Genomic DNA, 12,778 nt, shown 5'->3' with positions numbered 1-12,778 from the left:
GTCAAGCCGTCCTAACGTCTGGGCAAGGTTTGCCGCGGCATTCCTTCGTCGTCGACCAGTACGTGTTTCCTTCCCTTCACATGGCGCCGAATGGTCGCCACTACTTCATCTTCGGTCACGTCTGCAGCCACCACGCGACGCGAGATCTGCCCTTCAGCGTCGATCCATTCGACGATCCGGCAACCGCCGCCCCACGGCTGCTGGATGGGCGCGGACACACGGCAGCCGCGCAGATGAAATGAAGGGCCTGACAAAGTTTGATCTGCGTGTTTCAAGGCGTTGTCCTTTTCCGCTCATATCCGGGTTTTGTCGCGATACAAGCATAGAAAAAGCACGCATTGCGTGGGTTACAGGAACCTCGCGGTTTTTTACACAACATTACTAAGGGTCTGATCGATGTTGCGCGGTGGACGTCCGCGCAACAGGCATCCGGATGTGGTTGCGAATAGCCTCAGGCCAGCGACCGCACGCGATCGATAGCCTCTTCAATCCGGTCGACCGCAATCACTTCCAGCCCGTCGATAGGCTGCTTCGGTGCATTCGCCTTCGGAATCAGCGCAATGGAGAAACCCAGTTTCGCGGCCTCCTTCAGCCGGTCCTGACCCCGCGGCGACGGCCTGATTTCACCCGCCAGCCCGACTTCGCCGAACACGATCAAACCCTTGGGCAGCGCCTTGTTACGCATCGAAGAATGAATGGCGAGCAGCACCGCCAGATCGGCGGCTGGCTCTGTGATCTTCACGCCGCCCACCGCATTCAGGAACACGTCCTGATCGAAGCACGCAATGCCTGCGTGCCGGTGCAACACCGCCAGCAGCAACGCAAGACGGTTCTGCTCGAGCCCCACGGCAAGACGGCGCGGATTGGGGACATGCGCGGTATCGACCAGCGCCTGCACTTCCACCAGCAACGGCCGCGAACCTTCCTGCGTAACGAGCACACACGAGCCCGGCACGCTCTGCTCATGCTGCGACAAAAACAGCGCCGATGGATTCGCCACGCCGCGCAAACCGCGCTCGGTCATCGCGAAGACGCCGAGTTCGTTCACCGCGCCAAAGCGGTTCTTGAACGCACGCACGAGCCGGAACGACGAGTGCGTATCGCCCTCGAAGTACAGCACCGTGTCGACAATATGTTCCAGTACGCGCGGCCCGGCGAGATTACCCTCCTTCGTCACGTGGCCAACCATGATGATGGTCGTGCCCGTCTGCTTCGCGATCCGCGTGAGTTGCGCCGCGCACTCGCGAACCTGCGCGACCGATCCCGGCGCGGAAGTCAGCGCTTCGGAATAGACGGTCTGGATGGAATCGATGACGGCAACTTCCGGCCGCTCCGTGTCGATGGTCGCCTGAATCCGCTCGAGCTGGATTTCCGCAAGCAAGCGCAAATCGGGCGCTGCATTGCCCGAATCGCCGAGCAGGCCGAGCCGCTGCGCGCGCAGTGCAATCTGCGCGCCGGACTCTTCGCCGCTGATATAAAGCGCTGGCCGCTCGCGGGCAATCTCCGCCAGCGACTGCAGCAGCAGCGTGGATTTGCCAATGCCCGGATCGCCGCCGATCAGTACCACGCCACCGGCCACCAGCCCGCCGCCAAGCACCCGGTCGAACTCGCCGATACCGGTGGTAAAACGCGGCACATCTGACGCTTCAATCTCGGACAGGCGCTGCACCGGCGAGGTCTTCGCGAGTGCCTGAAAGCGATGCGCCGACGGCGATTCCGCCACCGATTCAACCAGCGTGTTCCATGCTCCGCACGCCGGGCATTGACCTTGCCATTTCGGCGCCTGACCGCCGCATTCGGTGCATACGTACAGTGTTTTGACCTTCGCTACTTTCGCCACTCGCCTTCCTGAATTCCGTCGTCACACACCCAAGACAACCACAGCAACTGCGCTCTATTCCGCCCTCATCGGCACGCGCGGCGCGACTGCGCACATCAACTCATAACCGATCGTGCCGCACGCAGCCGCGACGTCGTCGATCGGCAGCTTCGTGCCCCACAATTCCACGGGCGTGCCGATCCCCGCGGTCGGGACCGGAGTCAGGTCCACCGTCAGCATGTCCATGGAGACACGGCCGACGATCCGCGTGAGCACGCCATCGACGATAACCGGCGTGCCTTCAGGCGCCACTCGAGGATAACCGTCCGCATAACCGCACGCCACTACGCCGATCCGCATAGGACCTGTGGCCGAGAACACCGAACCATAGCCGACCGACTGCCCCGCCGGCACCGTCTGAACCGCGATCAGTTCGGACGCGAGCGTCATGGCCGGCCGCAACCCGGTTGCGGCGATGTCGGCAGTTTTGCCCGACGGCGAGCCGCCGTACAAGATGATGCCGGGCCGCACCCAGTCGAAATGCGCAGCGGCGTGCCACAGCGTGGCCGCCGAATTCGCGAGACTGCGCGCGCCCGCGATGCCTTCGGCACCGCGTTCGAACGCTTCGAGTTGATAGCCGATGCCGCGCGGGCCGTCGGCGTCGGAGAAATGCGTCATCAACGTGATCTGGCCGACGCCCTGCACTGCCCGGGCCCGTTCCCAGGCAGCCCGGAAGCGCTCCGGCGTATAACCGAGCCGGTTCATGCCGCTGTTCATTTTCAACTGAATATTGACCGGCTTCGAGAGCCGGGCCATTTCCAGCATCCGCAACTGTTCGTCGCAATGCACCGCCGTGGTCAGGCTGTAGCGATCGATCACGTCGATATCCGTCGGACGGAAAAAGCCTTCCAGCAGCAAGATGGGCCCGGCCCAACCGAGTTCACGCAACTTAACCGCTTCTTCGAGGTCGAGAAGACCGAAGCCGTCGGTTGCGCGCAATCCGGGGAACGCTCGCGCCACACCGTGGCCATAGGCATTGGCCTTGACCACGGCCCATATCTTGGATTTCGGCGCGTGACGGCGTGCGACGGCGAGATTGCTGGCAAGTGCGGCGGTGTGGATCGTGGCGGATATGGGGCGCGGCATGGGAGTTCGGTTGGAAGAAACAGGTGATTATGCGAGAGCGGCCCGCGGCTTGACGGTTACGTGAGAGCTCGGTTTCAAACCCGGCACGGCAGCAGCGGATCGTGCCCTATTCATGATCGGTCAGTGATCGCTCGTGGACCACTTCTAAGCCGCTCACGCGCCGCTCAAGACCGATAAGCAGCGATCGATCATTGCGTCTGATGACCGGTCAGTAAGAGACAGCGCACACGACGATAAATTCGAAAAGAACCGATATGGCTAGCGAATAGCTGAATCAGTACCCGAATCAATACTTTATCGCGACCTTGCAGACCGGCGACGTTCCGGCTCGGGCGTCTCTCGAATCGCCTGCAACTCATCATGCGAGTTACTGCTAGTCAGAATGAGCCTATTTTCGTGTTATAAAGCCGTGCACACAACCCATTTCGAACAGAAATTGCCTGAACGGGAGCCTGAGCGCAAACCCGGACGCGAGAGACGAGCGCGCCGTGTGCGAGCGGGGCGGATTACCCGCAGTGCGGACAAGCATCGGATCAGATGAAAAAAGGTTTTTACACCATCATGGCCGCGCAGTTTTTCTCGTCGCTGGCCGACAACGCCCTTCTGATCGCTGCGATCGCCCTGCTGAAAGATCTTCACGCCCCGAACTGGATGACACCGCTGCTCAAGCTGTTTTTTGTGCTGTCATACGTCGTTCTGGCCGCTTTCGTCGGTGCCTTCGCAGATTCCAGGCCGAAGGGCCACGTGATGTTCGTCACCAACTCGATCAAGGTCGTGGGCTGCTTAACCATGCTGGCCGGTGCGCATCCGTTGCTCGCCTACGGCATTGTCGGATTCGGCGCCGCGGCGTATTCGCCCGCCAAATACGGCATCCTCACGGAGCTGTTGCCGGCCGACAGGCTGGTCGCGGCGAACGGCTGGATCGAAGGCACCACGGTTGGCTCGATCATCCTCGGCACCGTGATGGGCGGTGCGCTCATCAGTCCGCACATCGCCTCGCACATCATTCAGTTACATATCCCCAAGGTCGATACCCCCGCCGAAGCCGCGATGCTCGTGATCGTGCTCATGTACATTGTCGCGGCGATCTTCAATCTGCGGATTCCCGACACCGGCGCGCGTTATCCGAAGCAGGAACATCGCCCGCTCAAACTGATCACCGATTTCGCCGATTGTTTCAACGTGCTCTGGCACGACAAGCTCGGCCAGATCTCGCTCGCCGTGACCACGCTGTTCTGGGGCGCAGGCGCGACGCTGCAGTTCATCGTGCTCAAGTGGGCGGAAGTATCGCTCGGCATGTCGCTGTCGGAGGCCGCCATCCTGCAGGCGATCATCGCGGTCGGCGTGGCTGTCGGCGCTATCCTCGCGGCCGCGCGCATACCGCTGAAGAAGTCTCTGTCCGTGCTGCCGGTGGGTATCGTGATGGGCATCGCGGTGATGCTGCTCGCGTTCTATTCAAAGCATCTGTTTCCCGTGCATTGGGGTATCTATTTCGGCCGGATGCACATTCCGGGTTATCTGATCGTCGCTTATATCTTCCTGATGATTGTCGGCGGGCTGTCGGGCTTTTTCGTGGTGCCGATGAACGCGCTGCTACAGCATCGCGGCCACGTACTGCTCTCGGCGGGTCATTCGATCGCGGTGCAGAATTTCAACGAGAATCTGTCAGTGCTCGTGATGTTGTGCCTGTACGCGGTGCTCGTCTGGCTCGACGTACCGATTCAACTCGTGATCGTCCTGTTCGGCACCTTCGTCTGCCTGATGATGTATTTCGTGATGCGACGGCATCAGGCAAATCAGCGGGCCTTCGATTCGGTCGCGCTGATCGGCGAATCGCGGCATTGAGCGATGGCGTTGAGTCGAAACGCTGCGCCCCATTTGATTGCAGCCTATTGAAAGCTTGAAACCACGCCGGGCATTCGTTCGCCCGGCGCGCGATAATCCCGCTATACCCTTTTTCCTCACGCCCTACTCATGCTCGCCCCCGATCTCTTTTCGTTCGCCGTGCGCGTGCGCGAACGCGCGCCGCTTGTCCACTGCCTGACGAATCTTGTCGTCACGAACTTCACAGCGAACGTGTTGCTCGCGATCGGAGCCGCGCCCGCGATGGTCGTCGCCCGCGAGGAGGTGGGCGAATTCGTGCCGCTGGCAAACGCGGTATCGGTGAATCTCGGCACGCTCGACTTGCCGCAAAGCAAGGCGATCCGCGCCGCCGTCGAAGCCGCCAACCGCACGCACAAACCGTGGATCCTCGATCCCGTCGCGGTCGGCCCGTTAAGTTTTCGCACCGCATTCGCGTTCGATCTGCTCGATGCCCATCCGGCCGTAATTCGCGGCAACGCGTCGGAGATCATCAGCTTGTCGGGCGGCGAGTCGAGCGCACGCGGTGTCGATAGCACCGCTTTCGCCGAAGCCGCGCTCGACGCCGCCCAATTGCTTGCGCTGAAAACCGGCGCAGTCGTCGCGGTCACGGGTCCGACCGATTACGTCACCGACGGCCGCCGCACGGTCGCGTTATCGAATGGATCGCCGTTGATGACGCGCGTGACCGGCGTGGGGTGTGCGTTATCGGCGACGGTCGCGGCGTTCGTGGGTGTTACCGATGCCGATGACTTCTGGGCTGCGACGGCCGCCGCAATCGCCTATTCGAGCATCGCGGGGGAACTGGCATCACGCGACGCCGCGTTGCCTGGTAGTTTCGCGGTCGCGTATCTCGACCGGCTGGCATCGCTCGACGCAAACGTTTTCTCGGCCACGCTCGTGTCGCGCGACGTCGAGCCCACCTGACGATGAACCTCGACCTCAGCCTGTATCTCGTCCTTGATCCCGTGCAATGCGGCGGCCATGCTCGCGCGCTCGAAGTGACACGCGCGGCGCTGGACGGCGGTGCCACGATCGTGCAACTGCGCGCGCCCGAGTGGCACAAACGCGCGTGGCTCGAACTCGCGCTCGATCTGCTGCCGCTTACGCGCCGGCATGGGGTGCCGCTCATCATCAACGATCATATCGATGTCGCGCTCGCGGCCGGTGCCGATGGCGTGCATGTCGGCCAGAACGACTTGCCGCCGGATATTGCCAGGAAGTTGCTTGGGCCCCAGGCGTTGATCGGACTGTCGGTGTCGAATGCCCAACAGGTCGATCACGCCAACCCGCTCGGCGCGATGATCGACTATGTGGGCGTCGGGCCGGTCTTCGATACGCCGACCAAGCCGGATGCATCGGCGGCATGCGGTATCGACGGGCTAGCCGCCCTCTGTGCACGTTCCCTGCATCCGACGGTCGCCATAGGCGGCATCCAGTTGCACAATGCCGCCGATGTCAAACGTGCGGGACCGGGCGGTATCGCGGTGGTATCGGCGATCTGCACTGCTGCCGACCCGCGTCTCGCCGCGCTACGATTGCTCGAATCCTCTTGATAACCATGACCCATCCGATCCCCAACGTCCTCACCATCGCCGGTTCCGATTCCGGTGGCGGCGCGGGCATCCAGGCCGACCTCAAGGCGTTCTCCGCGCTCGGCGCGTACGGCTTGTCCGTCATCACCGCGCTTACTGCACAGAACACCCGCGGCGTCACGGCCATCCATACGCCCGACGCGTCGTTCGTCACGGCTCAGCTTGACGCCGTTTTCGACGATATCCGCATCGACGCCGTGAAGATCGGCATGCTTGCCAACGCCGACGTGGTGCGCGCGGTCGCGGCCGCGTTGCGGCGTTATCGGCCGGCGCACGTGGTGCTGGACACCGTGATGATTTCCAAGAGCCATCACGCACTGCTCGCGCCGGATGCAGTGGCTGCGTTGCGCGTTGAACTGCTGCCGCTCGCGACGCTGGTCACGCCGAACTTGCCGGAAGCGGCTGCGTTGCTGAACGAAACGTCAGCCGAAGATGAAGACGCGATGGTGCGCCAGGGCGAAGCGCTGCGGGCGTTGGGCGCACGGGCGGTGTTGATGAAGGGTGGCCATCTGAGTTCCGCCGATAGCCCCGACTGGCTGATCGAGGACAGCGGAGCGATGCGGCTCGGCGGTCCACGTGTGCCCGTGAAGAATACGCATGGGACGGGGTGCACGTTGTCGTCGTCGATCGCAGCGCTACTGCCGCAACGCGATACGCTCGCCGCCGCCACCGTCGATGCCAAGCTCTACCTCACCGGCGCGATCGAACAGAGCGCGCGACTGGATGTCGGGCACGGTGTAGGACCGGTGCATCATTTTTTCAGGTGGTGGTGAGGTAGCGTTACTTAACCCGTAGCGCGACCGTTGGAATTCGCAAAATCAGCGGCGCGTTCGGGCCAGTCATCGGGGACGATGAAACCGCGCGAGTGCTCGCGCCAGACATTGCCGGGAACACATTCGTAGCGCGCAACCATGATCGGCGACGACAACGCTGCAACACGCTCCGTCAACATCGCGGCCTGCTCGACCAGTGCCTCACTCTCTTGCGCCGATAACGCCCGCTCTGCCATCCATCCCAATCGCGGCAACGAAGCGAACAGTCCGCCCGCCTTCGAATCCCGCCACTCCGATGCCGTTTTCCACCAGCCTCGAAGATGATCGCAGGCAAGCTCAGGCGGCGGATTCGACGTCCGGCTGAGATCGCCATCGCGATAAAACAATCGCCCTTTGACGAACAACTCGGCGCGCCATGGGCCATCGAAACCGAGCGATGCGAACTCATCGCGCGCACTCAAACCCAGTTGATGATGCAGAAGCCGCGCGTGCTTCAGATCGAAGCGATCCTGCAGGTTCGGACCCACGTAGTGAGCGAGCGTAGCAACCCCGTCGCCCTCGCCGATGTGCAGGTAGAACTTCACCGCAAGCTCCCAATGCAGCCGCTCGCCCTGCGCGTTCTCCAGCAGAAAATCGACCTCGCCGAGGGTGCGCTCCGCAGTACGCAAGGGCACGTTCGCCGCGATCAGCCGCGCGTCCGGTCCATGCTTCAGGAAGTATTCGAGCAACGCTTCAGCGTAGAAGCCGAGGCGCGTGAGGGACGGTTTGTGAACCTGTGCATGAAGCTCGGCGGGATCGCGATCAAGCACGGCGAGCCACGTCAACGTGATATCGCGCTCGGTCCTGGCAGCTGCAGCCGGATGCGCGAGGGGCGCACCCGCGTGCGAAGCGCTCAGCAGATCGGGCGAGAACAGCAACCATGCAAGATCCCGCACGGCGGGATCTTGGAATGGCGTGATCTCGTTCGCAGCCGTCACTGGCTGTCTGCCGCCTTCAGCGACTTGCGATAGGTTGCTTGTGCGAGACACAGATCGGCCCACGCCTTGGCTTTGTCGGGAAGACTGCGCAGCAAGTAGGCCGGATGATACGTGACGATAACCGGCACACCTTGATAGTCGTGCACGCGGCCACGCAGCGACGCAATGCTCGCCTCCGTCTTGAGCAGACTCTGTGCGGCAAACCGGCCAAGCGCGACGATCAGCTTCGGTTTCACCAATTCGACCTGCCGCTTCAGATAGGGCTCGCAACGCGCGACTTCATCGAGTTCCGGATTGCGGTTACCGGGCGGCCGGCACTTGATCACGTTCGCGATGAACACGTTGTCCTCACGCGATAACGCCACCGCGTGCAGCATGCTGTCGAGCAGCTTGCCCGCCTGGCCGACGAACGGCTCGCCCTGCTTGTCCTCGTTCTCGCCCGGCGCTTCGCCGATCAGCATCCAGTCGGCGTCCCGGTCGCCGACGCCAAATACCGAATTCGTGCGCCGCTCGCACAACCGGCAACGTTCGCAGACGGAGACGCGCGCGGCCAGCGTGTCCCAGTCGAGGGACGCGATATCCGCGGCGGTGTTGTCGATGGTTTCGGGTGCGACGGGAGCTTGGGGCGGCACGTCGTCGAGCCACGGGAGGTCATCGAAGATAGGCGGTTCTGCGGAAGGGACGAATTGATCGGCTTTGATCCGGGATGTATCGACGTCTGCTGGCGACGTCCTGGACGACGCTTGCCGCACGTTGCCCTGGCTGATCTGCGCGGCTGAAAGAGCAGCATCGAGCGCAGTCAGCGTGTCGACAGGATCGGTCGTCGAGGCCACCGCCGACGTTTCCGGTCCCCGTTCCGCGACATGCGCCGCCGCAGGCGGCAACCCCGCAGCCGTCGACTGCTCGGGCACGGCGGCCGCAGTCGCTTCAGCCGAAGCCGTCCCCCGCCTCACCCAGACCGTTCCCAGCCCGAACTCTTCCAGCATCGACTTATGCAGCGCCATTCGCGGCCTCCTTTGAAAACGTCAGACGCATGACGAGTGCATCCTCGCGTGACCGGTGCCGCGCGGGGTAATAGTTTTTGCGCCGCCCGATGGTGGCAAAACCAAAGCGCTCGTAAAGCTGGATGGCGCGCGGATTCGACGGCCGCACTTCCAGCAGCACACCGTCGAGTTTCTGATGCCGCGAGATGCGTACCGCCTCGCGCAGCAACGTGAGCCCGGCGCCAGCGTGTTGTGCGGGCGGCGCGACGCACAGATTCAGCAGATGCATTTCATCGACGACCGGCATCAGTACGCAATATCCCAGCAAAGTCCCGGTGACGTGGCGCAGGCACACGCCGAAATAGCCGTTGCGCAGCGAGTCCTGGAAATTGCCGCGGGTCCAGGGAAACTCATAAGCGAGCTTCTCGATGGCGGCGACCTCGTCGAGATCGGCTTCAGTCATCGACGACAGATAACGATCCGCCAGCAACACTCCGCTCACCGTAGGGGCTCCGTCGTTTGATCGGCCTGCTCAGGGTGCGCGGCAGCGGCAGCAGCTTTGGCAGCACGCGCGTCCATCCGCTCAGCGGTGGTTTGCGCGACCTTGTTGCGTACGTATTCCGGCGCGGCCTGGTCCGGCGCGACCGTCCTGCCGGCGCGCAGCGCACGCAATCCGGCGAGCGCCACGGGCAAGGCATGAGGCAATGCATCGAAATCGATGCGGCACACGGGGGCATCGGGCATCGGCAGACGGTCGCCGAAAGCCGCCGCCGCGTTGCCCGCCAGCGTGAACGGCTCATCCGGCAAGACAATTGCCTCGGGCAGATCAAGCGATGCCGCCTGCACCGTGGCCCACTCGCCCGCCGCTGCGTCCCAGCGGAAATCAGCCCAGTACGCCTCGTTCATGCGGGCGTCGAGCGCCGCAAGCACCCGCATCACCGACGGCTCGTGCAAACGCGCGAACTCCGCGCACGCGAGCAAGGTGCCGACCGGCACGACCGGCACGCTCAATCCGAACGCCAGCCCTTGCGCGACGCCGGTCGCCGTGCGCAAACCGGTAAACGATCCCGGCCCCGCGCCAAACGCGATTCCCGAGCAATCGGCAAGTTTCCACCCGGCCAGATCGAACAATTCGCGGATTGCGGGCAACAAACGCGTGCTGGATACCGGCCCCGTCAATTCATGGCTGAACCAGACATTAACTTCGCCGGCGGAGTAATGAGGAGCGCTTCCATCAGCCGTGGCGGGTGCGGGATCGGCGATCAGCAGCGCGACGGAACAGAATTCGGTCGAGGTATCGAGGGCGAGCAGAACGGTGCGTGTCATGGCCGCTATTGTAATGCGTGACGTAATGCATGAGCCGTGCGGCGGCGAGCGCGACCGCAAGCCACGCACGTCGTACGGGAAGTCTGGAAGAAACCCTCGAAAATCACGCACGACTGGCTTGCTATGATCGCCCGTCCCCAACCAGCATGTCCGGAGAATCGAATGAGCGGAATCAACGAACTCGACGCGCAATTCGCGCAAGCACAGGCTGACGTCAAGGAATTGCCTGAACGTCCGGGCAACCTTACGCTGCTGCGCCTCTACGCGCTCTACAAGCAAGCGAGCCTGGGCGACGTGCAGGGCGACAAGCCGGGTTTCACCGATATCGCCGGCAAATACAAGTACGACGCATGGACCGCGCTCGCCGGCACGCCGCAGGACACTGCAAAGCAGCAATACGTCGAACTGGTGGAATCGTTGAAAAGCGGCGCATCGGCGTGAAGACTGGGCCGGGTGGGGCCGACCCGCCCCGCGGCGCTTTATTGAGATGCGCGCTTGAGACACGTGCACACGTGCTATCACCGCGCGGCCCTGCAAACCGCCAATCGAATCAAACTGTCTTAAAATCTGGCGCAGCGCAACAATTGCCGCTATACTGTTGCCTGCGCTTCACTGTGACCGGGTGAATTGACGTTTGGAAGTCGATTCATCGCACGCAGCGCGGCGCCTCGTAGCGTTTTGCTCCAATCCAGTTTAGAAACTGTCCCCTCCCTGCTAGGCCTTTCTCGGCCGATCATGCATCAGGCTGACGACAAAGCCGCCTCGGCCTGTCGAATCCGATACAGCTTCTAACGAAAAGCTCGCCTTTATTGTTGCGAGCTGCCCCCGTTTTTCGATTTGCTCGCTGCTTCTTTGCTCGCTGAATCTGACGACTTGGGTATGCCGATTGGCGCCACACGCCTTATTCCCCGTTTCAAGGATCGACATGACTTCGAGCAACACCCACAGCCCGCTGGACTCCATCGCTGCACTGGCACTAGGCGTTGATGCACCCGCCGCGCCGGCAGCATCTGCTTCGCCGGCTGTACCCACCCCCATTTCTTCAGTCGCGCCGGTAGCCGCCGCGATCGCCGTCCAGACCGGCCCGAGCTTCGAGTCGCTCGGCCTGTCGCCGGAAATCGTTGTTGCGCTGACAGCCGCCGGCTATCAAGTGCCGACGCCAGTTCAGCAGCGCGCGATTCCCGCAGCGCTCGCCGGCCGCGACTTGCTGGTTTCCAGCCCGACCGGTTCGGGCAAGACGGCAGCGTTCATGCTGCCGGCTATCGAACGCTTCTCGCAGCTTGAAAAGGCCAAGGCCGCAGCACCGCGTGAGCCGCATGACCCGAATGCCCGCCCGGCACGCCGTCAGCAACCGGTCGCTCGTCCGACCATGCTGGTTCTGACGCCGACCCGCGAACTCGCCATGCAGGTGACCGCAGCTGCTACGACCTACGGCAAGCACCTGCGCCGGTTGCGCACGGTCAGCATTCTCGGCGGTGTCGCGTATGGCCAGCAATTGATGCTGCTCGCGAAGAACCCGGAAATCCTGGTTGCTACGCCGGGCCGTTTGCTCGACCACCTGGAACGCGGCCGTATTGACCTGTCGCAACTGCAAATCCTCGTGCTCGACGAAGCCGACCGCATGCTGGACATGGGTTTCATCGACGACATCGAAACTATTGTTGCCGCTACGCCCGCTTCGCGTCAGACGCTGCTGTTCTCGGCAACCATCGACGGCAAGATCAGCTCGCTGACTGGCCGCCTGTTGAAGAACCCGGAACGCATCGAGATCATTCAAAAGCTCGAAGCACAGAACAACATCGCGCAAACCGTGCATTACGTCGATGACCGCGATCACAAGGATCGTCTGCTCGACCATCTGTTGCGCGACGCCGGCCTGGACCAGGCTATCGTCTTCACCGCAACCAAGAACGACGCTGACCAACTGGCTATCCGCTTGTCGGACGCTGGTTTTGAATCGGCTGCGCTGCACGGCGATTTGCCGCAAGGCGCACGCAACCGCACGATCCGTGCGCTGCGTGAACGCAAGGTGCGCGTGCTGGTGGCAACCGATGTCGCGGCCCGCGGTATTGACATCCCCGGCATCACGCACGTGTTCAACTACGATCTGCCGAAGTTCGCGGAAGACTACGTTCACCGTATCGGCCGTACGGGCCGCGCTGGTCGTACGGGTACGGCAATCAGCCTCGTGCATCACGCTGAGCAAGGCGCGCTGAAGCGCATCGAGCGTTTCGTGCGTGTGCCGCTGGCAGTGAGCGTTATCGCTGGTTTCGAACCGCGTCGTTCGGCTCCGGCCGGC

General features: G+C 62.7%; 13 protein-coding genes. 6 read left to right on the top strand and 7 right to left on the bottom strand.

The annotated features are described in order from the left end of the window. Positions 1-11 precede the first annotated feature (11 nt). The 3 genes from EOS_RS34300 to alr form a co-directional block, all read right to left on the bottom strand. Entirely contained in the window at positions 12-275 is a 264-nt protein-coding gene (locus tag EOS_RS34300; RefSeq protein ID WP_047896665.1) for a DUF2866 domain-containing protein, read from the bottom strand. 176 nt (positions 276-451) lie between these two features. Then, a complete protein-coding gene (radA, locus tag EOS_RS34295) occupies positions 452-1,840 on the bottom strand; it encodes a DNA repair protein RadA (RefSeq protein ID WP_047896664.1) in 1,389 nt (462 codons plus the stop codon). 54 nt (positions 1,841-1,894) lie between these two features. After that, a complete protein-coding gene (gene alr, locus EOS_RS34290; protein ID WP_047896663.1) occupies positions 1,895-2,965 on the bottom strand; it encodes an alanine racemase in 1,071 nt (356 codons plus the stop codon). A gap of 537 nt (positions 2,966-3,502) precedes the next feature. Between alr and lplT the strand changes: the two genes are divergently transcribed. The 4 genes from lplT to thiD all read left to right on the top strand — a co-directional run bounded on the left by lplT (position 3,503) and on the right by thiD (position 7,193). After that, on the top strand, positions 3,503-4,810 hold the full coding sequence (gene lplT / locus EOS_RS34285) for a lysophospholipid transporter LplT (RefSeq protein WP_047896662.1): 1,308 nt from the start codon (positions 3,503-3,505) through the stop codon (positions 4,808-4,810). A gap of 129 nt (positions 4,811-4,939) precedes the next feature. Further along, positions 4,940-5,752 (top strand): hydroxyethylthiazole kinase, encoded by an 813-nt coding sequence (thiM, locus tag EOS_RS34280; protein WP_047896661.1) that lies wholly within the window; start codon positions 4,940-4,942, stop codon positions 5,750-5,752. Positions 5,753-5,754: 2 nt separating this feature from the next. Then, positions 5,755-6,381, top strand: coding sequence for a thiamine phosphate synthase (gene thiE, locus EOS_RS34275; protein WP_047896660.1), 627 nt, complete (start codon positions 5,755-5,757; stop codon positions 6,379-6,381). Positions 6,382-6,386: 5 nt separating this feature from the next. Further along, positions 6,387-7,193, top strand: a complete 807-nt coding sequence (thiD, locus tag EOS_RS34270; RefSeq protein WP_047896659.1) for a bifunctional hydroxymethylpyrimidine kinase/phosphomethylpyrimidine kinase — start codon at positions 6,387-6,389, stop codon at positions 7,191-7,193. A gap of 11 nt (positions 7,194-7,204) precedes the next feature. On the opposite strand, the gene EOS_RS34265 is transcribed toward thiD, so the two are convergent. Genes EOS_RS34265 through tsaB form a run of 4 tightly spaced genes read right to left on the bottom strand, consistent with a single transcriptional unit; the run spans position 7,205 to position 10,479 of the window. Continuing rightward, complete coding sequence (locus EOS_RS34265) at positions 7,205-8,170, bottom strand: DUF1853 family protein (RefSeq protein WP_047896658.1); 966 nt, start codon at positions 8,168-8,170, stop codon at positions 7,205-7,207. Next, positions 8,167-9,174 carry a uracil-DNA glycosylase gene (locus EOS_RS34260; RefSeq protein WP_047896657.1) on the bottom strand — a complete coding sequence of 336 codons (1,008 nt, stop codon included), beginning with the start codon at positions 9,172-9,174 and terminating at the stop codon, positions 8,167-8,169. Before EOS_RS34260 ends, EOS_RS34265 begins: the two co-directional genes overlap by 4 nt. Then, positions 9,161-9,655, bottom strand: coding sequence for a ribosomal protein S18-alanine N-acetyltransferase (rimI, locus tag EOS_RS34255; protein WP_047896656.1), 495 nt, complete (start codon positions 9,653-9,655; stop codon positions 9,161-9,163). The genes EOS_RS34260 and rimI overlap by 14 nt, the downstream gene beginning before the upstream one ends. Beyond that, on the bottom strand, positions 9,652-10,479 hold the full coding sequence (tsaB, locus tag EOS_RS34250; RefSeq protein WP_047896655.1) for a tRNA (adenosine(37)-N6)-threonylcarbamoyltransferase complex dimerization subunit type 1 TsaB: 828 nt from the start codon (positions 10,477-10,479) through the stop codon (positions 9,652-9,654). Before tsaB ends, rimI begins: the two co-directional genes overlap by 4 nt. A 162-nt stretch (positions 10,480-10,641) precedes the next feature. Between tsaB and EOS_RS34245 the strand changes: the two genes are divergently transcribed. Then, positions 10,642-10,920, top strand: coding sequence for an acyl-CoA-binding protein (locus tag EOS_RS34245; protein ID WP_407639203.1), 279 nt, complete (start codon positions 10,642-10,644; stop codon positions 10,918-10,920). 484 nt (positions 10,921-11,404) lie between these two features. Beyond that, a partial coding sequence (locus EOS_RS34235; RefSeq protein ID WP_047896653.1) for a DEAD/DEAH box helicase occupies positions 11,405-12,778 on the top strand: 1,374 nt, incomplete at its 3' end.

Origin of the sequence: Caballeronia mineralivorans PML1(12) (assembly GCF_001028175.1) — a bacterium.
Lineage (GTDB): Bacteria > Pseudomonadota > Gammaproteobacteria > Burkholderiales > Burkholderiaceae > Caballeronia > Caballeronia mineralivorans.
This window is presented reverse-complemented; position numbering and strand designations above follow the sequence as displayed.

Excerpts from the sequence above, each read along its gene's own strand:
- thiD (WP_047896659.1), top strand. The coding sequence starts at position 6,387 with ATGACCCATCCGATCCCCAACGTCCTCACCATCGCCGGTTCCGATTCC.
- thiE (WP_047896660.1), top strand. The coding sequence starts at position 5,755 with ATGAACCTCGACCTCAGCCTGTATCTCGTCCTTGATCCCGTGCAATGC.
- alr (WP_047896663.1), bottom strand. The coding sequence starts at position 2,965 with ATGCCGCGCCCCATATCCGCCACGATCCACACCGCCGCACTTGCCAGC.
- tsaB (WP_047896655.1), bottom strand. The coding sequence starts at position 10,479 with ATGACACGCACCGTTCTGCTCGCCCTCGATACCTCGACCGAATTCTGT.
- lplT (WP_047896662.1), top strand. The coding sequence starts at position 3,503 with ATGAAAAAAGGTTTTTACACCATCATGGCCGCGCAGTTTTTCTCGTCG.
- thiM (WP_047896661.1), top strand. The coding sequence starts at position 4,940 with ATGCTCGCCCCCGATCTCTTTTCGTTCGCCGTGCGCGTGCGCGAACGC.
- EOS_RS34260 (WP_047896657.1), bottom strand. The coding sequence starts at position 9,174 with ATGGCGCTGCATAAGTCGATGCTGGAAGAGTTCGGGCTGGGAACGGTC.
- EOS_RS34245 (WP_407639203.1), top strand. The coding sequence starts at position 10,642 with ATGAGCGGAATCAACGAACTCGACGCGCAATTCGCGCAAGCACAGGCT.